Annotated in this window: 23 protein-coding genes and 1 pseudogene; 7 read left to right on the forward strand and 17 right to left on the reverse strand. The window is 44.7% G+C overall.

The genetic code is table 11. The annotated features are described in order from the left end of the window. The first annotated feature begins 98 nt into the window (after nucleotides 1–98). A complete protein-coding gene (locus ACFVP7_RS18565) occupies nucleotides 99–632 on the forward strand; it encodes a GbsR/MarR family transcriptional regulator (protein WP_014478002.1) in 534 nt (177 codons plus the stop codon). 31 nt (nucleotides 633–663) lie between these two features. Here ACFVP7_RS18565 and opuCD read toward each other — a convergent pair whose 3' ends face one another. The 4 genes from opuCD to opuCA form a co-directional block, all read right to left on the reverse strand. After that, on the reverse strand, nucleotides 664–1,338 hold the full coding sequence (gene opuCD, locus ACFVP7_RS18570) for a glycine betaine/carnitine/choline/choline sulfate ABC transporter permease OpuCD (RefSeq protein WP_015714713.1): 675 nt from the start codon (nucleotides 1,336–1,338) through the stop codon (nucleotides 664–666). Between the two features lie 17 nt (nucleotides 1,339–1,355). After that, the gene (gene opuCC, locus ACFVP7_RS18575; protein WP_217001773.1) at nucleotides 1,356–2,222 is read right to left on the reverse strand and encodes an osmoprotectant ABC transporter substrate-binding protein; all 867 of its coding nucleotides are present in this window, start codon (nucleotides 2,220–2,222) and stop codon (nucleotides 1,356–1,358) included. 64 nt (nucleotides 2,223–2,286) lie between these two features. Beyond that, nucleotides 2,287–2,940: a glycine betaine/carnitine/choline/choline sulfate ABC transporter permease OpuCB gene (opuCB, locus tag ACFVP7_RS18580; RefSeq protein ID WP_003228349.1), complete on the reverse strand. Its 654-nt coding sequence runs from the start codon at nucleotides 2,938–2,940 to the stop codon at nucleotides 2,287–2,289. Between the two features lie 22 nt (nucleotides 2,941–2,962). Further along, nucleotides 2,963–4,102: an osmoprotectant ABC transporter ATP-binding protein OpuCA gene (gene opuCA, locus ACFVP7_RS18585; protein ID WP_338730926.1), complete on the reverse strand. Its 1,140-nt coding sequence runs from the start codon at nucleotides 4,100–4,102 to the stop codon at nucleotides 2,963–2,965. Between the two features lie 263 nt (nucleotides 4,103–4,365). Here opuCA and opcR point away from each other — a divergent pair, with 263 nt between their 5' ends. Further along, the gene (gene opcR, locus ACFVP7_RS18590) at nucleotides 4,366–4,923 is read left to right on the forward strand and encodes an opuC operon transcriptional regulator OpcR (RefSeq protein ID WP_338730928.1); all 558 of its coding nucleotides are present in this window, start codon (nucleotides 4,366–4,368) and stop codon (nucleotides 4,921–4,923) included. Between the two features lie 17 nt (nucleotides 4,924–4,940). Here opcR and ACFVP7_RS18595 read toward each other — a convergent pair whose 3' ends face one another. Then, on the reverse strand, nucleotides 4,941–5,576 hold the full coding sequence (locus ACFVP7_RS18595; protein WP_080262594.1) for an NAAT family transporter: 636 nt from the start codon (nucleotides 5,574–5,576) through the stop codon (nucleotides 4,941–4,943). Nucleotides 5,577–5,725: 149 nt separating this feature from the next. Between ACFVP7_RS18595 and ACFVP7_RS18600 the strand changes: the two genes are divergently transcribed. Then, on the forward strand, nucleotides 5,726–6,340 hold the full coding sequence (locus ACFVP7_RS18600) for a PH domain-containing protein (RefSeq protein WP_003243118.1): 615 nt from the start codon (nucleotides 5,726–5,728) through the stop codon (nucleotides 6,338–6,340). A 131-nt stretch (nucleotides 6,341–6,471) separates the two neighbouring features. Further along, nucleotides 6,472–7,170 (forward strand): zinc ribbon domain-containing protein, encoded by a 699-nt coding sequence (locus ACFVP7_RS18605; RefSeq protein ID WP_338730933.1) that lies wholly within the window; start codon nucleotides 6,472–6,474, stop codon nucleotides 7,168–7,170. Between the two features lie 35 nt (nucleotides 7,171–7,205). Here ACFVP7_RS18605 and ACFVP7_RS18610 read toward each other — a convergent pair whose 3' ends face one another. Further along, nucleotides 7,206–9,023 (reverse strand): zinc ribbon domain-containing protein, encoded by a 1,818-nt coding sequence (locus tag ACFVP7_RS18610; RefSeq protein WP_338730935.1) that lies wholly within the window; start codon nucleotides 9,021–9,023, stop codon nucleotides 7,206–7,208. Between the two features lie 126 nt (nucleotides 9,024–9,149). On the opposite strand from ACFVP7_RS18610, the gene ACFVP7_RS18615 reads away from it, so the two are divergent. Beyond that, entirely contained in the window at nucleotides 9,150–9,611 is a 462-nt protein-coding gene (locus tag ACFVP7_RS18615; protein WP_338730937.1) for a GNAT family N-acetyltransferase, read from the forward strand. 45 nt (nucleotides 9,612–9,656) lie between these two features. On the opposite strand, the pseudogene ACFVP7_RS18620 reads toward ACFVP7_RS18615, so the two are convergent. From ACFVP7_RS18620 to araE, 8 genes and pseudogenes are all read right to left on the reverse strand, one after another. Next, nucleotides 9,657–9,866: pseudogene (locus ACFVP7_RS18620) on the reverse strand (MFS transporter); the annotation flags it as partial. 72 nt (nucleotides 9,867–9,938) lie between these two features. Next, nucleotides 9,939–11,231, reverse strand: coding sequence for a phosphopyruvate hydratase (eno, locus tag ACFVP7_RS18625; protein WP_041850522.1), 1,293 nt, complete (start codon nucleotides 11,229–11,231; stop codon nucleotides 9,939–9,941). A gap of 29 nt (nucleotides 11,232–11,260) precedes the next feature. Then, nucleotides 11,261–12,796, reverse strand: a complete 1,536-nt coding sequence (gene gpmI, locus ACFVP7_RS18630; RefSeq protein WP_003228330.1) for a 2,3-bisphosphoglycerate-independent phosphoglycerate mutase — start codon at nucleotides 12,794–12,796, stop codon at nucleotides 11,261–11,263. After that, complete coding sequence (tpiA, locus tag ACFVP7_RS18635) at nucleotides 12,789–13,550, reverse strand: triose-phosphate isomerase (RefSeq protein ID WP_338730941.1); 762 nt, start codon at nucleotides 13,548–13,550, stop codon at nucleotides 12,789–12,791. The genes gpmI and tpiA overlap by 8 nt, the downstream gene beginning before the upstream one ends. Before the next feature lie 30 nt (nucleotides 13,551–13,580). After that, the gene (locus tag ACFVP7_RS18640; RefSeq protein ID WP_338730943.1) at nucleotides 13,581–14,765 is read right to left on the reverse strand and encodes a phosphoglycerate kinase; all 1,185 of its coding nucleotides are present in this window, start codon (nucleotides 14,763–14,765) and stop codon (nucleotides 13,581–13,583) included. A gap of 316 nt (nucleotides 14,766–15,081) precedes the next feature. Continuing rightward, nucleotides 15,082–16,089 (reverse strand): type I glyceraldehyde-3-phosphate dehydrogenase, encoded by a 1,008-nt coding sequence (gene gap / locus ACFVP7_RS18645; protein WP_041054814.1) that lies wholly within the window; start codon nucleotides 16,087–16,089, stop codon nucleotides 15,082–15,084. 46 nt (nucleotides 16,090–16,135) lie between these two features. Continuing rightward, nucleotides 16,136–17,158 carry a gapA transcriptional regulator CggR gene (cggR, locus tag ACFVP7_RS18650; RefSeq protein WP_009968188.1) on the reverse strand — a complete coding sequence of 341 codons (1,023 nt, stop codon included), beginning with the start codon at nucleotides 17,156–17,158 and terminating at the stop codon, nucleotides 16,136–16,138. Nucleotides 17,159–17,455: 297 nt separating this feature from the next. Further along, nucleotides 17,456–18,850 (reverse strand): arabinose-proton symporter AraE, encoded by a 1,395-nt coding sequence (gene araE / locus ACFVP7_RS18655; RefSeq protein WP_003243899.1) that lies wholly within the window; start codon nucleotides 18,848–18,850, stop codon nucleotides 17,456–17,458. A gap of 203 nt (nucleotides 18,851–19,053) precedes the next feature. Between araE and araR the strand changes: the two genes are divergently transcribed. Beyond that, complete coding sequence (gene araR, locus ACFVP7_RS18660) at nucleotides 19,054–20,142, forward strand: arabinose utilization transcriptional regulator AraR (RefSeq protein WP_338730950.1); 1,089 nt, start codon at nucleotides 19,054–19,056, stop codon at nucleotides 20,140–20,142. 48 nt (nucleotides 20,143–20,190) lie between these two features. Here the strand turns inward: araR and ACFVP7_RS18665 are convergent, their stop codons facing one another. Together ACFVP7_RS18665 and ACFVP7_RS18670 are read right to left on the reverse strand one after the other, a co-directional pair. Continuing rightward, the gene (locus ACFVP7_RS18665; RefSeq protein WP_003228318.1) at nucleotides 20,191–21,201 is read right to left on the reverse strand and encodes an LLM class flavin-dependent oxidoreductase; all 1,011 of its coding nucleotides are present in this window, start codon (nucleotides 21,199–21,201) and stop codon (nucleotides 20,191–20,193) included. Between the two features lie 156 nt (nucleotides 21,202–21,357). Beyond that, nucleotides 21,358–22,236, reverse strand: coding sequence for a LysR family transcriptional regulator (locus ACFVP7_RS18670; protein ID WP_338730953.1), 879 nt, complete (start codon nucleotides 22,234–22,236; stop codon nucleotides 21,358–21,360). A gap of 99 nt (nucleotides 22,237–22,335) precedes the next feature. Here ACFVP7_RS18670 and ACFVP7_RS18675 point away from each other — a divergent pair, with 99 nt between their 5' ends. Next, entirely contained in the window at nucleotides 22,336–23,253 is a 918-nt protein-coding gene (locus ACFVP7_RS18675; RefSeq protein WP_003228315.1) for a DMT family transporter, read from the forward strand. 40 nt (nucleotides 23,254–23,293) lie between these two features. On the opposite strand, the gene ACFVP7_RS18680 is transcribed toward ACFVP7_RS18675, so the two are convergent. Beyond that, on the reverse strand, nucleotides 23,294–24,637 hold the full coding sequence (locus ACFVP7_RS18680) for an amino acid permease (protein WP_003228313.1): 1,344 nt from the start codon (nucleotides 24,635–24,637) through the stop codon (nucleotides 23,294–23,296). Nucleotides 24,638–24,705: the final 68 nt, after the last annotated feature.

Below are 24,705 nucleotides of genomic sequence, written 5' to 3' on the forward strand. Positions count from 1 at the left end.
GCTCCAATTTCCTGCCAAATTCTCTTTTGACAGCATTTTCGCCGTATCAAAAATGTGGTATATTGACATCGGAATTGTTAGCTGAAAGGATGAAACCGTTGGAGAAAGATCCGTTAACGATCATTGAACAAGCCGAGGACCATTTTATAGAAAGAATCGCGGAAAACATGCATGCATTTGGAATGCCCTCTACCGTCGGACGAGTGCTGGGCATTATTTATATGAATCGAAAACCGATGACGCTTACGGAATTATCTGAGGCTACCGGCATGAGCAAAACACGCATGAGCCAGGTAGTGCGGGAAATGCTTGATGCCAACATTGCCGAGAAGGTGTTCGAAAAAGGCGTCCGAAAAGATTTATATGAGGTTGAGCAGGACTACTATCAAACATTTATCACGCTGTTTTCAGCCACCTGGAGCAAAGTCGTCAGCAAAAACAAAATGATGCATAAAAAACTCAATCGGGAGCTGCTTAGCGTGTTGGATGAAGAGCTTACTCCTGAAGCGGAAGAAAAAGTGAATGAGCTGCTGAAGGAATTAAAGGAATGGCTCGATTATTATAATTGGCTCAGCCGTTTGATTGAGTTTTTTGAGAGCGAAGAAATTTTTAAATATGTGCCGAAGCCGTAAAAAACGCCCTGTCATTACAAGGCGTTTTTTCTTATGCGGCACCTGCCAAGTTTTTCTTCTTTCTCTTTTTAATCGGGCTTAATGCTCGTTCAAGCCAGCCCATGACCAAATCGGCAATCACCGCCATCAGAGCTGTGGGGATCGCTCCCGCTAATATAATCGCGGTTCCGTTTGTGGCGTTTGATCCTCTGACGATGATGTCCCCGAGACCGCCAGCACCGACAAATGTCCCGATGGCCGTAATGCCGATGGCAATGACAAGCGCGGTGCGCAGGCCGGCCATTATGACAGAAAGCGCAAGCGGAAGCTCGACCATCCGCAGCACTTGAAATTTTGTCATCCCCATTGCTTTTCCCGATTCAAGATAGGCGTGCTCAATACTGATAATCCCTGTATACGTATTTCTGATAATCGGCAGAAGAGAATACAGAAATAATGACAATATCACCGTATTAGCGCCCAGCCCCATGACAAGCATCAGCACGGCGAGCATGGCGAGAGCCGGGATGGTCTGAATGACGTTCGTGACCGCAAAAACCCATCCGCTTAATCTTCTGTATCTGGCTATCAGGATGCCAAGCGGAATTCCAACAATGGCGGCAAATAAAACGCCGTACACCGACATCAGAAAATGGCGGTAAAACTCCTGCATCACATAACCGCCGTTTTGCGAATAGTATGTGCCAAGCTGCTGTAGTACTTCCATATGATCCACCTCTTTTCTTAGTCAAAATAATGATGTTTCTCTAAAAATTCCTTTGCTACGACAGACGGCTCCTTCAGCTTGCCATCCACCTCATAATTAAGTTCCTGCATCGTTTCCGTGTCGATTTGCCCAATCAGCTTATTGATCACACCCTCAAGCTCCGGATGCGCCTTAAGCACCTTTTCCGGAATCACCGGTGAACAGTCATACGGCGGGAAGAAACGCTTATCGTCTTTTAAGATTTTCAGATCATATGCTTTAATCCGTCCATCCGTTGAATAAGCCAAAACGGCGTCCATTTTCCCATTTTTGACTGCGTCATAGACTAGCCCGATCTGCATTGGATAAGTTGTGCCGAATTCAAAGCCATATGTGCTGACAAAGCCTTTATACCCGTCGCCTTTTCGTTTCAGCCAAGCATTGTCGACGCCTAATTTATATTGGGAGGCATTTTTCTTCAAGTCAGACACGGTGTTAATATGCTCTTTTTCCGCAAACTTTTTTGTTACTGTGAAGGCATACGTGTTATCAAAGCCGTAGGAATCAAACCATTTATAAGAAAAGCGCTTTTGAAACTCGTTCTGCACAATGTTCAGCGCTTTTTTCGGATCTTTCTCCGCTTCCTTGCCGAGGGTGCTTGTTAAATCTGTTCCGGAATAGCGCGTGGCTGAAATATCAATGTCACCGCCCAGCATCGCTTGGTGCTGAACATAGTTTGAGCCGAGGTTTTTCACTAAAGCGGTATTCAAATCTGTATCATGTTCAATAAGCTGCGCGATCATATTCGCTAAAATTTCTGATTCTGTCATGCTTTGCGCCCCGATTTTGATCGTGTCGTCAGAAGCGCCGCCGAGACCCGGCAGAGAGCAGCCGCCTAGCAGCATGACAAAGACGAGAGCAAACGCGCCAAGCCATTTGATTTTTGTCGTTTTCAACAGAGCCAACTCCTTACGAAACTTCCTTCATCCCTTGCAAGCCTTTCGGCGTCACCTTTCGTTCTGTCACGGCTAGGACATAATCAATGATAATTGCCAGAATTGTGACAGGCACGGCACCGCCAATGATATATTCAGGCTGGTATAGGTTCAGGCCGATAAAAATATAGTCCCCGAGGCCGCCTCCCCCGATAAACGACGCAAGTGTCGCCCAGCCAATTAGGTAGATCGTTGATGTGCGGATCCCCGCCATGATGATGGGAATCGCCAGCGGAATTTCAACGAGCCGAATCTGCTCCCAGCCTGTCATGCCAATCCCTTTCCCCGATTCCAGGAGGTTTTTATTTACACCTTTAATGCCGGTATACGTATTGCGCAAGATCGGCAGTACCGAATAGAAAAATAAAGCGACAATCGCAGGCACTTTTCCTACGCCGAGAAGCGGAATAAAAAAGGCTAAAATCGCCAGACTCGGCAGGGTTTGCACAATGTTTACGAAACCGATAACCGCACCTGCGCCTTTTTTCATTCTGGTAAGAGCAACGCCGAGCGGCACTGCAACGATAATGCCCAATACAACGGCTATGAGTGAAATATATAAATGCTCTCCTGTTTTATACAACAGCTCTCCGCCATTCGTTTGCAAAAAAGTCATCATTTGATTCATCTTAAAAGAGCTCCTCCCCTGGTCAGATCGTCATAAGCTGGTCTTCCTCGCCCCATATGGAATCGTATACGATATCAACAAGGCTTGCTCTCGTCACAATTCCTGCTAAATGGTTCTCCTCATCCACCACAGGAACATACTTGATGCCCTGCTTCAAGATTTTTCGGACCGTATCGCGAAGAAGCGCCCCTTTTTGCACGGTATATATATCGGAGCGGTATACATCGCCAACGACGCTCGCTTTTTTGCGGTTTTGATCAATCATTTCCACATCAACATAGCCCTTCAGCACGTTTTGCCGGTCCACAACGAGCAGCGAGTCAACACGTTTTTCTCTCATCAGCTGAATCGCCTGAGAAAGCGTTTTGTCCGCAGATACCGTCACCGGCGTTCTGTTCATCATTTGCTCTACCCGCTCGATATCCGGTCTTGACTGAATCAGGCGCTCTTTCCCGATAAATTCTTCAACAAACTCATTTGCCGGGTTTCGAAGAATCTCATCAGGTGTGCCGACTTGAACGATTTCTCCCGCTTTTAATATCACAATCCTGTCAGCAAGCTTAATCGCTTCATCCATATCGTGGGTTACAAACACAATCGTTTTGTTTAAGGTTCTCTGCAGTTTTTTGAATTCTTCCTGAAGGGAATCACGCGTAATCGGATCAAGCGCTCCGAACGGTTCATCCATTAAAATGAGAGGGGGTTCCGCTGCCAGGGCGCGCAGCACGCCGATTCTCTGCTGCTGTCCGCCGCTGAGCTCATGCGGATAACGGTCTAAATACTCTGGGCCCATATCCACAAGCTTTAACAGCTCGCGCGCCCGTTCTTTCCGTTTTTCCTCAGGCCATTTCAGCAGCTTTGGTACGAGTGAGATGTTCTGCTGGATGGTCATATGGGGGAACAAACCAATCTGCTGTATCACATAGCCGATTTTTCTCCTCAGCTCAACCGGGTCCTGTTCCATAATATTTTCTCCGTCGATAAAGATCCTTCCAGACGATGGTTCTATCAGTCTGTTGATCATCTTCATCGTTGTCGTTTTTCCGCAGCCGCTCGGGCCGATAAAACAGATAAATTCACCTTTGGCAATATCTAAATCAATGCTGTTCACAGCTTTTTTGCCGCCTTTATATACTTTTGACACTTGTTCCAATTTCAGCAATCCGTGCACCTCCGCAGGTTTCCTTTAAATTTTCTGAAAAGTATAATCCTTATTATAGTTTGAACTTTATAAAATAAAAAGTTTACAATGTGTTGAAATTATATGTTATTTATAGATTATTTATTGTTATGACCGAGACGGAAAGGGTGTTCTTACAATTACGCCGGATACCTCCCACTTCCTCTGCATTCAGCTATTTTCAACACCAGGAAGAAATATGATATATTGACACCATCAATTGCCATTTGAAGGGATGATCAGCTGTGAAAAAAACCGCTCTCGACATCATTGAACATGCTGAAGAGCATCTCATTGAGAAGATTGCCGAAAATATGCATACGTTTGGAATGCCTTCAACTGTCGGACGTGTGCTCGGAATTATTTATATGAATCGAAAACCAATGACCTTAAGCGAGCTCTCTGAGGCAACGGGCATGAGCAAAACACGGATGAGCCAGGTTGTCCGGGAAATGATCGATGCCAATATCGCCGAAAAGGTGTTTGAAAAAGGCGTACGAAAAGACCTTTATGACGTCGAGCAGGATTATTATCAAACCTTCATTTCTTTATTTGCGGCGAATTGGACAAAGGTCGTGAGCAAAAACAAAGTGCTGTATAAAAAATTAAACCGGGAGCTGAGTGATCTTTTACAAAGGGACGGGCTTACCCCGGAAGCGGAAGAGAAAGTCAATCAGCTGCTGAATGAATTAAAAGAATGGCTTCATTACTATGATTGGCTGAGCAGGTTGATTGAATTTTTTGAGAGTGAGGAAGTCTTTCAGTACGTGCCAAAAACAAAAGAAAGCAGCTCTCTAAAATAAGGGAGCTGCTTTTTGCATCATGAGGTTAAGACCGGAAACATGCCTTTCAGCCCGGCACCAATCATCCCGACCGCAACCACGGCTAAGATTAATCCCATCAGTCTGGTAATCACATTCATCTCGGTTTTTCCGAGTTTGCTGCTGATAAAAGCAGAATAGTGGAAAAAGAGAAAGGTCAGGGCAATAACGGCGGCTATACCGATCATGACAGCCACATAATGACCAATGCCGCTATGTCCGGCGGAAAGGCTCATCACTGTTGCAATCGTTCCGGGCCCAGCAATGATCGGAATGGATAAAGGTGTGACTGATATATCCGCTTTTTCCTTGCTTTCCTTATGTTCATCATGGTGAAGAGATTGCACGTGCGATTCTTTCGCATTCAATAGATTATAGGCAATGCCGAAAATGAATATGCCGCCCGCCACTCGGAGCGCGTGAATGTTGATATCAAACAGTTTAAAGATAAGATGACCGAAAACCAAAAAAGCTGCGAGAATAAAAAAGGATAAAATAGCTGCCTTCCGGGCAATCGCTTTTCTTTCCGCTGCAGTATAGCCTTCTGTCAGCGTCAGAAATATCGGTACGTTTCCGATCGGATTCGATACTGCGAATAAAGAAATGAAGACGTGAACGATAAATGAGAACATCATATACCTCCTTGTTGATAGTCTCTGCACAGGAAATAGAATTATTCTCCACCCTTTTACCCGGAGGCGATTTCCCGGTAAACCTTTATAGCCTGTCAGAAACGCGCCATGCTACAATGAAGTGACAAATTGAATAGGAAGGACGTATACAGATGTTCAAAAAAATTGCGGCAGATGCCTTGGGCTTATCTGATATCGGAAAAATTATCGAACCTCAGGACTATGACAAAACAGACGCAGACGACTATGTCATGCATGAAGATAATGAGAAAATTTATTTCTTGATTAAAACAAAAGCAGACGAGTATTGCTTTACGAACCTGGCCCTGATCCATGTAGACGGCGAACGCGCCACTTCCTCGAAACGAACGTTGAAACGCTATCCTTATTCGCAATATAAAATCTCTGACGTTTTTCTTGAAACTGCCGGAAAAGTGGATTTGGATGTTGAAATTAAGTTCAAGCTGGGCGGTGAACAATTCGACATTGATGTCCACAAAGACCAGATTGAAAAGTTAAAAGACCTTTATAAAGCACTGCTTCGCATCGCTGAAACAACCTATGAAAATGACATTTTAATCAATCAAGCGGAGCAAAGCTTAGATAAAGCAGTGACGATTCTTCACCATACCCGCCCTGAGCACGTCAATATTGAAACGCAATACAAAGAGCTGACCGAATTCGGATTCACTTGGCTGACATCCGTTCGCTCGCAGTATCATATTAAGGATTTTGGGGATGTATTTGAGAAATATATTAATAACTAGATAAAAAAAGACACAGCTGCTATCGTGCTCGTGTCTTTTTTTGTATGAATATTGATTACTTTACAACTTTTTTCTTTTATAATAAAACTATTAGTCTATTTTCCCTATATTACAGATAAAGGAGTTATTTTATGTATTGTCCTCAATGCGGCCATCAAACAGATGGCGGAAATTTTTGTGAGAAATGCGGATCACCGCTCCCCGGTCAATCAGGCCACCAGCATGCAGCTCAAACTGGAGCCGCTGCAAAGCAAGCAGCAAAACAGTTCGGTTCATTTGTCTTATCCGTCCTGAAACGCCCTTATCAGGAATGTAAAGCAACAGGCGGAGAACAGCTGATCAGCGCAATCATTACGATGGTTCTTTTCAGTTTGCTGACCCCTTTGATGTTTTATATTCTTTTTTCAGACGGTCCCGGAAGCGTAAGCTTTACAGCAATCTTCTTAGAGCCAACCATTTATTTTATTTTATTTCTATTTGGCCTGCATGCATGCATCTTTTTCGCCCTGAAAATCGCGGGAAACCAAGTATCTTTCAAGGATTCATTCTCAAGATTCGGAGCGTTTCTCATACCGTTTACGGCTATTTTGATTCTTGCCCTTTTCTTCTTTTTATTACATACAGACATTTGCTTTACCATATTAGCCGTTGGTTTAATCGGTGCATTCTTCGCCACTCCTCCAGCGATGCTGAGCAGTTACCAGCATTCATATAAAGGGAAAATTGATATCATTTACTCAACGATTGTGATTTATCTGATCATCTGCGTTACATTTCAGCTTATTATCGAACACTATGTCAAAGAAATTTTCCGTTATATGCTCTTTTAAAAACAACCCCATCACCTGCTGGTGATGGGGTTGTTTTATTGAATAGACGTTAAGTAAATTCTTCCGTTCTTCACTACGCCGGTGTAGGTCCAGTTATATGTTCTGAGCTTTGGACTGCCGCCTGATTTTGTGATATAGAATTCTTCATACGTCTTAATCGTGACAGCCGACCCATTTTGGCTCCAGCTTTTCACTTCATAGTTATTAAAGTCTTCTGTTGTCCCCTCTTTATTTAATTTCGACACGAGATGCTGCTGGTCGGAATAAAGGGAACTGCCTTTTTCAAGGCTGTCTTCCATCAGTGAGAAATTATTTTGATTCACGGCATCTGCCTGACTTTGCAGATAACTGCCCATAAATAATGTCACTTGTTCATCTGTAACATCGCCGCTTGCAGAGCTTTTACTGCCTTTGTTTTTCGAACCAGCCCAGGCGGAAGTGTATGTCTCTGGTTTATCATTTTTGATTTTCTTTATATTTGTGCCTGCAGATTCGAATGTTAATTCTGCATCCTCGAAAATCCACTTTTTCTGTTTTTTATCATATGAAAGAAGATATTCATAACTCGGACTTTCGTCAGTCATTTCAGATTTTGTATAGTCGTTATACGAAGAAGACTGGTGAAGTTCTTTTCCTGTTACCGATACCTGCCACGTCCCGTCGTTTTTTTGAGAGAGCGCGAATGTATCCAGGTCAAAATCAGTTTCTAAATATTTATCTTTTAAGTATGAATCCGTGTTTTTCATGGAATCGACGGTATCCTTCGTCTCTGCCTTCCATTTCGCACTCGCCTCTGTCATCTGGGCTGTATTCCCATCAGATAGAGCTTTGGAGTATTGTTTTGTTGTTTTGACAATTGTGTTCATAATCTGTTCCTGTGTATCTTGATCAGGAATTAACGTTAACTCCATTTCTTTATCATCGATCGGAACGCCGGCAGTTTTTGTTTTTCCCCACGGAAATTCTGCCTCGACTGAAGCTGTCATTGTTCCATCTGTCAGCAGCGGACCGTATGTTACGGATTTGAATGGATCTTTATGAATCGACTTGCCGTTAATCAGCAAATCTCCCTTCCCGCTCTTAATGTCATCCGCTAAGCTGAATGTCACATCGTCTGCTTCCAATGATAGATCAACACGAAAGCTGCTATCGCCAACCGCCTGAATGTCTTCCTTTTTCACAAGGTCAACGACATCGTTTTTCAGTTTGGCTGAGACTGTATATTCGCCGGGAATGTACGGACCGAGGGTTTGTGCTTGATCTGCTTTCTTTACAGATCCGGCTTCCTCTTTATTGACATATAGATCGGTATTTTTATAATTGCTGCTCACTTCAAAATAAACAGGTGCTACCTTTAAGTCATAATGGTCAAATACCAGCAGGCTTTTTCCTTCTTTTTTTGCATATACGATATCCTTCTGGGCTGTTTCATCACGCAGCGATGCAAAAAGTTCATCTTTTTTGTCAGGATGATCCTTCAAATATGTAAGAAACGGTTTTACATTATTTTTAGTGAGCTTAAGCTTGTCATTTACTGGTGTAAGGAGAGACGCGATTTGCTCTTTATCCTCACTATTTACGGCCTGTTCAAACTTGTCGACTAACCTATCCTTTGAAGTAAAATACGCTCCGGTTTTATATACGGCGAATAATATAACGCACGCCGCGGCAATGCTGCTCCATAAAATGATGGTTTTCTTAGGGATCGGTTTTCGCGGAGCCTGCCTTGTTTCTGCAGTGCTAGCTGTTTCTTGATTTGCCTGTTTGCTGCCCCCTCCGATCGGGGTGCCGCATTGTTTACAAAACTTGGCTCCATCATTATTCTGGGAGCCGCAATTCTTACAAAAAAACATGACTTTCCTCCTATTCTATTAATTTGATAACATTTACTGCTTTTCATATTTTATAATAAAACAGAATGAAATTGGGAACGAATGAAAAAATTAAATGTCTATCAGACTAAAAAAGGTGGTAAGAATATGCAAAAGCTCAGGATTGAATTAAGAGAAGAAACAAATGACGAATTATATGATCTGCTGCTGCTCGCCGATCCGTCCAAAGACATTGTAGATGAATATCTTGAGAGGGGAGAATGTTACACAGCTTGGGCCGATGATGAGCTTGCAGGTGTTTATGTATTGCTAAAAACAAGGCCGCAAACAGTTGAAATTGTAAATATTGCGGTAAAAGAATCTCTTCAGAAGAAGGGCTTTGGCAAACAGCTTGTACTTGACGCCATCGAAAAGGCGAAGGAGCTGGGGGCGAACACGATTGAAATCGGCACAGGGAATTCCAGCATTCATCAGCTTTCTCTCTATCAAAAATGCGGATTCCGCCTTCAGGCGATCGACCACGATTTCTTTGTCAGACATTATGATGAGGACATTTTTGAAAACGGGATTCAATGCCGCGATATGGTGAGGCTTTATTTGGATCTTTAATAAAAGAGCTGCCGAATGATCATCGGCAGCTCTTTCATATAGAAATTAAAAAAACTGATTCGCTTTTTTTCCGGTATCCTGCTGCATTCCTTGCCTCACTGACAATATAAAAAAAATCAGGACGAGAGTCAGACCGACAGCCAGAAAAATATAATCAGCGTCCATAAACACAAGAAGCACTGTGTAAACAGCTGCTGAAAGAGGTTCTTCCATCTTTACGATAGAAAAAATAAGCGCGAATATTCTTCCGAAGTATTTAAAGAATAAGAATGGCGCTAGGAAAGTTTACATAAAAAAGCCGCCGAGAAAATCCCGGCGGTCTTTTTATTACTTGTTTAAGTTGTAGAAAGAGTTGATACCGTGGTATTGAGCAGTTTCAGCCAACTGATCTTCGATGCGAAGAAGCTGGTTGTATTTCGCAACACGGTCCGTACGAGACGGAGCACCTGTTTTGATTTGTCCTGCGTTTGTTGCCACAGCGATGTCAGCGATTGTGCTGTCTTCAGTTTCACCAGAACGGTGAGAGATAACAGCTGTGTAGCCTGCGCGTTTCGCCATTTCGATCGCATCGAATGTTTCAGTCAATGTACCGATTTGGTTTACTTTGATCAGGATAGAGTTGCCTACGCCGTTTTTAATACCTTCAGCAAGTTTTTTCGTGTTTGTAACGAAGAGGTCGTCACCAACAAGCTGAACTTTTTTGCCAAGACGCTCAGTAAGAAGCTTGTGGCCTTCCCAGTCGTTTTCGTCAAGACCGTCTTCGATAGAGATGATTGGGTATTTAGAAACAAGCTCTTCATACCAGTCAACCATTTCAGCAGATGTTTTCACAACGCCTTCGCCAGACAGATGGTATTTGCCGTCTTCTTTGTTGTAGAACTCAGAAGATGCAGCATCCATAGCAAGTTTAACTTCTTCGCCAGGTTTGAAGCCGGCTTTTTCGATTGCTTCAACGATTGTTTGAAGCGCTTCTTCGTTAGAACCAAGGTTTGGAGCGAATCCGCCTTCGTCACCTACAGCAGTGTTTAAGCCTTTTGCGCTTAATACTGATTTCAGGCTGTGGAAGATTTGAGCGCCCATGCGAAGTGCTTCACGGAAGTTAGGAGCACCTACAGGCATGATCATGAATTCTTGAATATCCACGTTGTTATCAGCATGCTCTCCGCCGTTTACGATGTTCATCATCGGTACAGGAAGCGTTTTTGAGTTGAATCCTCCAAGGTATTGGTAAAGAGGAATCTGTAAGAAATCAGCAGCAGCACGCGCACAAGCCATAGATACGCCAAGGATTGCGTTCGCACCAAGTTTGCCTTTGTTTTCAGTACCGTCAAGCTCGATTAAAAGCTGATCGATTGCGTTTTGTTCAGTTACATCAAAGCCAAGAAGCTCTGGAGCAATGATTTCGTTTACGTTGTTAACAGCTGTTAACACGCCTTTTCCAAGGTAACGGTCTTTGTCGCCGTCACGAAGCTCAACCGCTTCGTATTCACCTGTAGAAGCTCCGCTTGGCACTAATGCGCGGCCGAAAGCTCCTGTTTCTGTATATACTTCAACTTCAACTGTTGGGTTGCCGCGGGAGTCTAATACTTCGCGTGCATAAACATCAACAATGTATGGCATGAGTTTTGTCTCTCCTTTTGATTTTCAAATTATTTTTGAATTAAAGATGTTCCTGTCATTTCTTTCGGTTTTTCAACACCAAGAAGGTCTAATAACGTTGGGGCAAGGTCGCCTAGGATTCCGCCTTCACGCAGCGTAATGCCTTCTTTCGTTACAATCACAGGGACTGGGTTTGTTGTATGCGCAGTGTGCGGTTCGCCTGATTCTGTAATTAGAATGTCAGCATTACCGTGATCAGCGGTAATGATGGCATGTCCGCCTTTAGCAAGAATCGCGTCAACGACTTCGCCCAAGCATTCGTCCACTGCTTCAATTGCTTTAATTGTTGGTTCAACCATTCCGGAGTGGCCGACCATATCTGGATTTGCGAAGTTCAGAATGATCGCGTCATGCTTGTCAGCTTCAATTTCTTTGACAAGCGCGTCCTTCACTTCATACGCACTCATCTCAGGCTTCAAGTCATACGTTGCAACTTTAGGCGAGTTGATGAGAATACGCTCTTCACCCGGGAATTCAGCTTCACGGCCGCCGCTCATAAAGAACGTGACGTGCGGATACTTTTCAGTTTCTGCAATTCGAAGCTGTTTTAACCCGTGCTGAGATAATACTTCTCCGACTGTGTTATCAAGATTTATCGGTTTAAACGCTACATAGCCGTCAACTGTTTCACTGAAGTGAGTTAGGCAGACGAAATACAGGTTCTTTGGATAATTCTCGCCGCGGTCGAAGTCACGGAAGTCTTTGTTTGTGAACGTGTTGGAAATCTGGATGGCGCGGTCCGGTCTGAAATTATAGAAAATCACAGAATCGCCGTCTTGGATTTTCGCAACAGGCTCACCGTTTTCTTTTGTGATGACAGATGGAATCACGAATTCATCGTAGATACCATTTGCATATGAATCATCAACAACATCCAGGGCGCTGCGGTAAGATGGGCCTTCGCCGTACGCCATTGCGCGGTACGCTTTTTCTACACGGTCCCAGCGTTTGTCGCGGTCCATAGAGTAGTAACGTCCGGAAATGCTGGCGATTTCACCTACACCGATTTCCTTGATTTGATCGTTCAACTGGTTGATGTACGTTTTCGCTGTCTGCGGACCTACATCACGGCCGTCAAGGAAGCCATGGATATAAACCTTTGTCAGCCCTTCTTTTTTCGCAAGCTTTAACAGTGCGAATAAATGATTGATATGGCTGTGCACGCCTCCGTCAGATAAAAGACCGAACAGGTGCAAGGCTTTGTTGTTTTCTTTCGCGTTGCTGATCGCGTCAAGGAATGTTTGATTGCGTTCGAACTCTCCTTCACGAATGGCAACATTTACGCGTGTTAAGCTTTGGTACACAATACGTCCCGCACCGATATTTAAGTGACCTACCTCGGAGTTCCCCATTTGCCCTTCAGGAAGACCTACAGCCTCGCCTGAAGCAGTCAATGTTTGATGAGGATACTGGTTCCAATAGCGGTCAAAATTCGGTTTTTTCGCTAAAGCGACTGCGTTCCCTACTGTTTCGTTACGTAATCCGAACCCATCAAGAATGATGAGTGCAGCTGGTTTTTTACTCATATTGACCTTCCTCCAATAATTGAACGAATGACTGTGGCTCAAGGCTCGCGCCGCCGACCAAAGCACCGTCAATATCGGACTCTGCCATATATTCTTTAATGTTTGCAGGCTTTACGCTTCCGCCATATTGGATGCGAAGCTTGTCTGCAGCTTCTTGGCTGAAGCTTTCAGCGACGGTTTTACGGATATGCGCACACACGTCATTCGCATCTTTCGCTGTAGAAGATTTGCCTGTTCCGATTGCCCAGATTGGCTCATACGCAATAACAGAAGCAGCAACTTGTTCTTCAGAAAGATCAGCAAGGCCTTTTTTCACTTGGTCAGCAACAAGATCATTTGTTTTGCCGGCTTCACGCTCTTCAAGCGTTTCACCTACACAGATGATCGGCACAATGCCGTGTTTGAAAGCTGCATGTGCTTTTTTGTTAACTGTTTCATCAGTTTCAGCGAACATTTCACGGCGCTCAGAGTGGCCGATGACGCAGTAGTCAACGCCAAGGTCTTTCAGAGCAACCGGGCTGATTTCGCCTGTGAACGCGCCGCTTTCTTCGAAGTGCATGTTTTGAGCGCCGACTTTTAGGTCAGTGCCTTTAACAGCAGAAGCAAGCTTTTCTAAGAAAAGCGCTGGCGCGCAAACAACAGCTTCAGCTTTGTCTGCTGCTGGAATGGAAGATTTTACTTCTTCAACGAAGCTGACAGCTTCGCCGAGTGTTTTGTTCATTTTCCAGTTACCGGCGATAATTGGTTTTCTCATCTGTTCCACTTCCTTATAGCAGTTTTGAGATTATTTATCGTTCAGTGCAGCTACCCCTGGAAGCTCTTTGCCTTCCATAAACTCAAGGGATGCGCCGCCGCCTGTTGAGATGTGGCTCATTTTGTCAGCAAGGCCGAATTTTTCAACCGCTGCCGCAGAGTCTCCTCCGCCGATGACAGAGTATGTATCTTTCGCCTCTGCCAATGCTTCCGCAACCGCTTTTGTTCCTTGAGCGAACAAGTCGATTTCGAATACGCCCATTGGTCCGTTCCACACGACAAGTTTGCTGTTTTTGATGACGTCAGCATACGTTTCGCGTGTTTTCGTACCAATGTCGATTGCTTCTAAATCACTAGGGATTTCAGAGATCGGCACAATTTTCACGTTTGCATCGTTAGAGAAATCATCTGCAACGAGTACATCTTCAGGCATGTAGAAGTTAACGCCTTTTTCTTTAGCGCGGTCCATAAATGATTTCGCAAGCTCGATTTTATCCTCTTCAAGAAGAGATTTACCGACTTCATAGCCAAGCGCTTTTACGAAAGTATAAGCAAGACCTCCGCCGATGATCAGGTTGTCTACTTTATCAAGAAGACTTTCGATTACACCAATTTTGTCTTTTACTTTCGCTCCGCCGATGATCGCTGTGAATGGGCGGTCAGGATTGGAAACCGCTTTTCCAAGTACATCAAGCTCTTTTTCCATTAAGAAACCTGCAACTGCTGGCAGATGCTCGGCAATTCCAGCTGTAGATGCGTGAGCACGGTGGGCAGCACCGAATGCGTCATTTACATATACATCTGCAAGCTCAGCAAATGCTTTTGCAAGCTCAGGGTCATTTTTCTCTTCACCAGGATAGAAACGTACGTTTTCCAATACAAGAACGTCTCCGTCCTTCATCTCGAAAATTTGTGCTTTTACAGCATCGCCGTATGCTTCATCCGCTTTTTTCACTTCTTTGCCAAGCAGTTCGCCGAGACGTGCAGCGACAGGAGTTAAACGAAGCTCCTCAACCACTTCGCCTTTCGGGCGGCCTAAGTGGCTCGCAAGAAGGACTTTTGCGCCTTGGTCTGCAAGGTGTTTGATTGTTGGAAGCGCAGCACGGATACGTGTATCGTCTGTTACTTCCCCGTCTTTCATTGGAACGTTAAAGTCAACGCGGCAGAATACAACTTTGCCTTTTACGTCGATGTCTTTGAGAGTTTTTTTATTCATGCCTAGGAGATCCTCCTTCAAAATGGTTTGCATACAGCACGAAAAACGTGAAACCGTCTGTTCAAGCGATAACTCCGCCAGGGCAGATCGCAGTCTTTTTCGGCACAGGGCAGTTCGTCTAAAAGCCAGGGCAGCGGCCTTAGGCGAAAGCGCCGGCAAAGCTGCTTAAAACGCGGTCGTTTCTCTATCACAGAGCGTTTTCTGAAAGCCGGTCTTCATGGAAAAAGGGAAAGGGAGTCCGTCCCCTTCCCTTGTCCGCTTTCATTATAGCGCTTCTATTCAAAAGAACCAAGTCAGGTCCTTTTTCAGCTATAAATTAAAGACCTTTTTTTGCGATGTAAGCTGCAAGGTCAACAACGCGGTTAGAGTAGCCGCTTTCGTTATCGTACCAAGAGATTACTTTTACCATGCTGCCTTCCATAACCATTGTAGAAAGAGCATCGATTGTAGAAGAGTTTTTGTTTCCGTTGTAGTCGCCAGAAACTAATGGCTCTTCGCTGTAGCCAAGGATTCCTTTAAGGTCGCCTTCAGCCGCTTCTTTAAGAGCTGCGTTTACTTCTTCAACTGTTACTTCTTGGTTCAGTTCAGCAACCAAGTCAACTAGAGAAACGTTTGGAGTTGGAACACGCATTGCTCCACCGTTCAGTTTGCCTTTTAGTTCAGGAAGAACTAGAGAAACTGCTTTAGCAGCACCAGTTGATGTAGGGATGATGTTTTCAGCTGCTGCACGCGCACGACGGTAGTCTTTGTGCGGAAGATCAAGGATTTGCTGATCGTTTGTGTAAGAGTGAACAGTTGTCATCATACCGCGTTTGATGCCGAATTTATCGTTAAGTACTTTTGCAAACGGCGCAAGGCAGTTTGTTGTGCAAGATGCGTTAGAGATAACATCGTGGTTAGCCGCATCGTATTTATCTTCGTTAACACCCATAACGATTGTGATATCTTCTTCGTTAGCAGGAGCAGAGATGATTACTTTTTTCGCGCCAGCTTCTAAGTGTTTCGCAGCGTCTGCGCGTTTTGTGAAGAAACCAGTAGATTCAACTACGATTTCAACGCCTTGTTTGCCCCAGCTAAGTTTAGCAGGATCGCGTTCTGCAGAAACTTCAATTGTTTTGCCGTTAACAACAAGGTTGTTACCGTCAACTGAAACTTCAGCGTCTAATTTTCCGTGTACAGAATCATATTGTAAAAGGTGAGCTAGCATGTTAGCATCTGTTAAATCGTTAACCGCTACTACCTCAACTTCAGGATTGTTTAATGCTGCGCGGAATACGTTACGTCCAATACGACCAAAACCGTTAATACCGACTTTTACTGCCATGATTGTTTCCTCCTTTAAATAAGTGAGAGATATTTATATTGAGGGATTATTCATCCCTTAATAACTTCTTTGCGGCTCCTTCGTCTGTGACGAGAACCGTGTTGCGTGGCTTTTTAAAGTAAGCCTCGATCGCTTCGGCTTTTGATGATCCGCCCGCTACCGCAATAATATCGGGGATGGCGTCTATGTCATCCAGCTGCATTCCGACAGAATGCACTTTGTGGACCACTTCGCCGTCCGCGTTAAAATAGTAGCCGAACGCTTCTGTCACCGCGTCGTTATCATCTATTTTCTTTAAGTCTTCTAAAGGCGTGTTTCTGCGCTGAGCCATAGTTTTAGCTTCGCCGATTCCGTGAACCAGCATACTCGCTGATTTAATGGTGTTCAGCACCTCTTTGACAGAAGGCTCTTCAATAATAGATGAATAGGCGCCCTGTGACAGCTGTCCCGGAACAAACAAAAGCCGGTAAGTGCCTGAAGCCTTCTCCGCCATATGCGCGCATATGGTGTTCGCCTGGTTTTTCACGTCTTCGCCTAAACCGCCTCTTGCAGGCACAAACAAAAGCTCGCGGTTTTTAGAATCCGGCGTCATCATTTCGGCGACAGCTTCAATTGTCGTACCGCCAGTTACAGCGACGATATTTTTGCCTGAAAATCTTTTTTTCATACATGCGACAGCCGCTCTTCCCATTTCTTTTTTGACCCATGGGGATTGATCGCTGTCTCCGGATACGATAATGGCATCCTTCAGATTTAAACGTTCTTTTAATGTCTTTTCCAAAAGAGTCAAACCTAAAACATCTTTCATCGTATCTTCCAAAACAGAAAGCAGTTCATAGCCCTCTTCTGTCAATGTCATGCCGTTTGTCTTAATATCGACCAGGTTCTGTTCCTTTAAAAACTGAACCTCGCCCCTCAGCACACGCTCGCTGATTCCGAGACTGGCAGACAGGCTTCTTCGCCCGATAGGTTCTGTCAGCCTGATATACTGCAAGATTTCAAACCTCTTTTGCATAACGAGCAGAAGATCAGGCAATAATTTTTTTTGAGCTTGTATTAACTGGTTCATGACTCAAACGTTCCTTCCTTTTTTGCTGGACATTATATGTCCCGCTATGACAAAAAACGTCCCGTCATAGCCAAAAAAAATCATTTCTGCTTTCTTTAATTATTTTAACAGGGTGGAATTGTTTATTCAACTGTTAAGAGCCAATTCATCGACAATATTCGCAGAGTTTTCATGCCGCGTCGTTTTATCCAGCAATATTTTATCCTATATATCTTTATCTTATACAGAAAGCGCCAAATGGTGCATCCCAATATAAACAGCCCTTCCCGCAGAAAGGGCTGTTTCATTAAAGCGTTTTCATTTTATCCAGAGCTTTTCAATTTCCTCGAGCGATTTGTTCTTCGTTTCTGGACAGATCGTAACGACAAACAGGAAACAAAGGATGTTAATCACCGCAAATATCCAAAATGTATAGGCGAGCCCGAAAGAATCGATCATCATTGGCACAAACTGTCCGATCGCCCAGTTTGCTCCCCATAAAAAGATGGTCGCAATGCCTGCAGCCCGCGCACGCAGATGGTTCGGGAAGATTTCAGAAATCATAATCCATGTGATCGGTCCGACCGAGACACAGAAAGCAGCGACAAAACCTAATATAAGGACGATCATCATGATCCCGCTTGTTAACTCAAAATAAAACGACGTCCCGATTAAAATCATAAAAATAGCCATAAAAGCAGAACCGATGGACATCAGTTTTTTTCGTCCGACTTTATCAATCAGCAACACCGCAATAACGGTAAAGATGACTTCTACAACCCCGACGATACAAGTCGTCACAAATCCGGCGTTTTGCCCGAATCCCATCATTTTAAAGATTTCCGGCCCGTAGTAAGTAATCGCGTTCATGCCGATGACTTGGTTAAACAGCGCCAGCAGGATTCCAATGACAAGCGCCTTTCTGAGACCCGGCTTAAACAGCTGGGAGAGCGACCCCATTTGTTCTATTTTTAAAGAGTTCTCAATGTTCTTTAATTCTTCTTTTGCAACAGTTTCTCCATTAATACGTGTCAGGATCTTTAAAGCTTCATTTGTTTTGCCCGCTTTCGCCAGCCATCTCGGACTTTCCGGGACGACGAGCAGGACAAGGAAAAAGATGACGGACGGCACCATTCCATAAGCAAGCATCCATCTCCAGCCGGTGTGCACGCCCCATTCGTATGTTCCGGACCGCTGCACAGCTAGATTAATAAAGTATGTTGCGGAAATACCCAGTATCGTAAAGAGCTGATATAAGGAAGATAAACTTCCGCGTATGGCGGGCGGTGCCGCTTCTGTAATATACGTAACAGAGAGCGATGAGCCCATCCCGATTCCCAGCCCCCCGATAATCCTTGCAATGATTAAGGTGGACACGTCTTGAGAAAGCGCTGAAACGATTGCTGATATCGCAAATAACAAAGCGGCTGTCATTAAAATTTTTCTCCGGCCGAATCTGTCACTTAAAAATCCGGATATCCCGACGCCCACAACTCCTCCAATCATAATGCTTGAAATGACAAGTCCCTCCATAAACGGACTCAGGCTGTATAAATCTTTCAGAAAACCGATGGCTCCAGAAATCACTGCCGTGTCATAGCCATACAATAAGCCGCCAAGCCCCGCCGCACATGAGATCAAAATGACAAATCCCATTGAATGGCTTCTTGTTACAGGAACATTTGGTTCTAATTGAGTTGGAGTATTCTTCATTTCCCTGCCCTCCCGAATGTTGAGTAAAGCGTTTTCATTTAAACCTTCAATTGTACGTACTTATATTAAAATTTAACGAAAATTACATTTAATTAGTACGTACAAATATAGAATAATCTTGTTTGCATTTTCTGTCAATGTTTTCTTACAAAGAACGCTGTGATATACTGAAATTTGTCCGTATACATTTTGGAGGAATGGATATGTTACCAAAATACGCGCAAGTAAAAGAAGAAATCAGTTCATGGATTAATCAAGGCAAAATACTGCCCGATCAAAAAATCCCTACCGAAAACGAATTAATGCAGCAATTCGGCGTCAGCCGGCATACCATCCGCAAAGCGATCGGAGACCTCGTATCACAAGGTCTGCTGTACAGCGTGCAAGGCGGAGGCACCTTTGTCGCTTCACGCTCTGCTAAGTCAGCGCTGCATTCCAATAAAACGATCGGTGTTTTGACAACCTACATATCAGACTATATTTTCCCGAGCATCATCAGAGGAATCGAGTCCTATTTAAGCGAGCAGGGGTATTCTATGCTTTTGACAAGCACAAACAACAACCCGGACAATGAAAGAAGAGGCTTAGAAAACCTGCTGTCCCAGCATATTGACGGACTCATCGTAGAACCGACAAAAAGCGCCCTTCAAACCCCAAACATCGGCTATTATCTGAACTTGGAGAAAAACGGCATTCCTTTTGCGATGATTAACGCGTCATATGCCGAGCTTGCCGCGCCAAGTTTTACCTTGGATGATGTGAAAGGCGGGATGATGGCGGCGGAGCATTTGCTTTCTCTCGGCCACACGCATATGATGGGTATTTTTAAAGCTGATGACACACAAGGCGTGAAACGGATGAACGGATTTATACAGGCGCACCGGGAGCGTGAGTTGTTTCCTTCTCCGGATATGATCGTGACATTTACAACGGAAGAAAAAGAATCAAAACTTCTGGAGAAAGTAAAAGCCACACTGGAGAAAAACAGCAAGCACATGCCGACAGCCATTCTTTGTTATAACGATGAAATTGCGCTGAAGGTGATTGATATGCTGAGGGAGATGGATCTTAAAGTGCCGGAGGATATGTCTATTGTCGGGTACGATGATTCACATTTCGCCCAAATCTCAGAAGTGAAACTAACCTCTGTCAAACATCCGAAATCAGTGCTTGGAAAAGCAGCCGCCAAATATGTCATTGACTGCTTAGAGCATAAAAAGCCGAAGCAAGAGGATGTCATATATGAGCCTGAGTTGATCATTCGCCAGTCCGCACGAAAACTGAATGAATAAAAAAAGCAATGTATGGGTCTCCCCGCTACATTGCTTTTTTTATAGCTGTTATCTGTTTTTCCAAACGTCAGCGATGATTTCAAACGAACGCATTCTGTCTGCGTGTTCAAAGGTTTCTGAGTTAACCATAATTTCGTCAGCCTGTGTCGTTTTGACGAAATCTTCAAGCTTCGCCTTCACTTCTTCCGGACCTCCGACAATCGTGGAGCTCAGCTGCTCATTGACCATCGCTTTTTCATACGGGCTCCAGATTTGATCCATATCCTCAACTGGCGGTTTAAGCTGGTTCGGCGTACCGCGGACAAGATCAAGAAACCTTTGATAATGCGAAGTCGCAAGGTGCTGCGCTTTCTCGTTTGTATCTGCCGCGATAATGGTGACACCGACCATCGCATACGGTTCGTCGAGCACGTCTGACGGCGTGAAGGAATTGCGGTACAGCTCCAAAGCAGGAACCGTATTCGCCGGTGAGAAATGAGCGGCAAAGGCAAACGGAAGACCTAGTTCACCTGCCAGACGGGCGCTGAAGCCGCTTGAGCCCAGCAGCCAAATCGGCACATCTATGCCCTCTCCGGGAATGGCGCGAACTTGATTGCGCACATTTCCTGACGGTTTAAAATAATTGCGCAGTTCCTCTAATTGTTCTGGAAAATCCTCCCCGCTGTTGATGTTTCTGCGGAGCGCTCTGGCTGTCAATTGGTCTGTTCCCGGCGCACGTCCAAGCCCCAGATCAATCCGCCCGGGATACAGTGTTTCCAGTGTGCCGAATTGTTCAGCAATGACTAATGAAGAGTGGTTCGGGAGCATAATGCCGCCGGAACCGACGCGGATTTTCTTCGTGCCTCCGGCAATATGGCCAATCAAAACTGCAGTGGCGGAGCTTGCAACACCTTCTATATTATGATGTTCAGCAAGCCAGTAACGGTGATAGCCCCATTCCTCTGCCCGGCGCGCCAAGTCCATGCTGTTTCGGAATGATTCTGCAATCGTTCCTCCCTGAACAACCGGAGATAAATTCAAGACAGAAAGCAAGGTATCTTTGCGTTGGTTGTTAGACATATTGTTCTCCTTTGCAAATGTGTTATCAGTAAACAGCCCAAAGCTGTCAGGTCATGATTGAAAGAACTTCTATCACACCATAACACAACTGCATTCAGGAATAAAAGAATTTGATTCGATGAAATTCGAACAATGTAAAACGAACGGTTTGGAACATTATTCTGCTCCAAACAGCTCCTGCGCCATCTCAATAAAGAGCTTAGCCGCCAGAGAAGCCTCCTTTAGCGACGGAACAGCAAGCTGCACATCACGGTATACCTGCGGGTCCAATTCCCGGGTCACCACATGCTCCGGCAGCGGCATCCCCGACATGGACATTTCTGATAAAATGGCCAGGCCCAGTCCTTCTTTGATCATACTGATCGAGGTGTTGATGTTATAGACCGTAAAAGCTGGGTGCAGCGTAGCGCCTGCCTGCCTGAACATATCGACAAATGGTGATTCATAGCCGCCGTCACAGACGATCATCGGTTCATGGTCAAGATCTTTCAATGTAATGGCTGAATGACTGGCAAGCGGGTGATCGTCCCTGAGCACGACAGCCATTTTGTCTTTTTTCAAATGAATGTACTCCATCTCCTCTGTTGGATACAGAAGAATCCCAACATCTATCATCCGCGTATGAAGCCACTCCTTGACTTCATTTACAGTTCCCTCGTGCAGCACGAGCTCAAGTTTCGGATATTTTTGTTTAAATTCACTGATCAGCTTTGGCATAAAATAAGCCGAGGCAGTTGAGAATGTGCCAATATGAATCGTTCCCAGTTCAAGCCCTTTTTCCGCTGCTGCTACCTGCTCAACTTTTTCAATGCCTTTTAAGACTTCTCTAATGTGTACTAAGATCTGTTTTCCCGTATCTGTCAGCATCAGGCCATTGCGGCGGTCACGAATGATCAGCTTTACATCAAGCTCAGCTTCGATCGCAGAAATCGCATGGCTGACAGCCGGCTGTGTCATGTTCAGCGCCTGACCCGCTTTTGTAAAGCTTCCCGTTTCAGCTATTTTCACAAAAACCTTTAATTGTGTAATGGTCATAACAATTTACTTATGCTCCTTATAAAAAAGATTCATTTTATTTATCTTATGTTCTACCGTATCATATGATGGAAAAGTTCTACAAGGAGTGAATAAACAATGAAGCAGCTCTCAAAAACGCGGACAGCTCTCCTGCTCGCATTTCTCGTCATCATGTGGGGCGTCAATTGGCCGCTGTCCAAAGCCGCGCTCGCCTATTCTCCGCCATTATTGTTCGCGGGCATCCGAACGCTGATCGGCGGGCTTTTATTAGTCATTGTCGCACTGCCGCGTATTCATAAATTACGCTTAAAAGAAACGTGGCCGATTTATCTTGTTTCTGCTCTTTTAAATATTACGTTATTCTACGGCCTGCAAACGATCGGGCTGAATTATCTTCCGGCCGGCCTGTTTTCTGCAATCGTCTTCTTCCAGCCTGTTCTGATGGGTGTATTTTCTTGGCTGTGGCTCGGCGAATCCATGTTTGTAATGAAAGTGATCGGACTCATCCTCGGTTTTGCGGGAGTAGCCGTCATTAGTGCTGCGGGCTTTGGCGGGCATATTTCTGTCATTGGGGTTCTGCTGGCTCTCGGCTCCGCAGTCAGCTGGGCGCTCGGGACGGTATATATGAAAAAAACAGGCAGCCGCGTCGATTCCATCTGGATGGTCGCTCTGCAGCTGACGATCGGAAGCGTGTTTCTGCTTATATCCGGCTTTTGGACAGAAAGCTTTTCGGCGATCCAATGGACAGCTCCGTTTATCACGAGCCTGCTGTTCATCTCCGTATTCGTTATCGCGCTCGGCTGGCTTGTCTTTTTTACGCTTGTCGGTTCAGGAGAAGCAAGCAAGGTCGCATCTTATACTTTTTTGATTCCGCTCATATCAATCGTGGCCAGCTCCATTTTCCTGCATGAACCGCTCACCCTTAGCCTCTTGGCAGGGCTGCTGCTGATTGTCACGAGCATCTGTCTCGTGAATACAAAATCAAAAGCGCAGAAAGCTGCGGCGATTGGTATAAACGAGAAAGCTGCACAATAATAAAAACCCTCTTGCCGGATGCGGCAAGAGGGTTTCTTATTTACTGATGCTTGCGTCCTTTGACCAAATATGCAACTGTAATCAAAAGGTAGATCGCCGCAGTAATGCCGGTAATGACAATGGATGTTGTCATGATGACCCCGATCAGAATGGCGAGTAATGCCACAATCGCAAACCATGTCGTGTACGGGAACCATTTTACATAATAGGCCGGTGTTTCCGTTTGCTGTTTTCTCGATTTTAAATGAGCGAATCCGATGATCAGCCAAATGAATAAAACGGTATATCCCAATGATCCCATTAAATAATTAAATGTTTGGCTTCCTGCGAACAGAGAAATCAATACGCCAATATAGAGAGAAGAAGTGCACATCAGAATCGCAAACATCGGTACGTTTTTCGATGAAAGCTTCGAGAAGACCTTTGGAAGCCTTCCGTCACTTGCCTGTGTATATAAAATGCGTGATGATCCGTATAAACCTGAATTCATAGAAGAAATGATCGCCAGCAGGATGACTGCATTCATGATATGATCCGCGCCCGGAATGCCTACCATTTTAAAGACCATCACGAAAGGACTTTCCGGAACGGAATTGACTTGGTTCCATGGAATCAAGCTGACGATGATGAAAAACGGCAGCAGGTAAAACGCGACAATCCGTGTCAGTGTGCTGCGGACAGCTTTCGGGACAACCTTTTCCGGATTTTTTGTCTCTGCAAGCGTTACACCGATAATTTCTGTACCACCGTAAGAGTAGATGACGACAAGCATCGCCGTGATCAGCCCTGTGCCGCCGTGCGGGAAAAATCCGCCGTGGTCTGTTAGATTCGAAAATCCGGATGCTGTATGATCACCGAATGATACAAATAAGAGCAGCAATCCCAGAATAATAAAGATAATAATAACGGTAATCTTGATCATTGCCAGCCAATATTCGGTTTCGGCGAAGATTTTAACAGAAAGCAAGTTTACAATCGTGACGATAAGAGAAATTCCTAATGCCAACACCCAGATCGGGCAGCCCGGCAGCCAATATTGAATGAAAATCGCAGCTACAACAGCTTCAGCCGCAATGTTAAGCACCCACATTTTCCAGTAGATCCAGTCCAAAAAGTAAGCGGCGTAATTTCCCAATACCTGCTGGACAAGATCACGGAAGGTTCTGGCGTTACGATTTCGAACAGCCATTTCCGCCAGCCCCTGCATAATAAACAGCAAAATAATCCCGCCGAGCAGATATGCGATAATGACAGATGGCCCTGCCACATCGATCGCTGAGCTGCTCCCCTTAAATAAACCTGCGCCGATTGCTCCGCCCAGCGCCATCATCATAATATGGCGGGACGTCATCGTGCGTTTTAACGTTTGATTGTCGTTTTTCATCCTCTTCTACCTCTCCTTCTCGATTTCAAAAACAAAAAAGCCCGCCGTCTCCTACCTAATCTAATAGA

It is taken from the genome of Bacillus sp. SG20033 (genome assembly GCF_044570195.1).
GTDB lineage: Bacteria > Bacillota > Bacilli > Bacillales > Bacillaceae > Bacillus > Bacillus subtilis.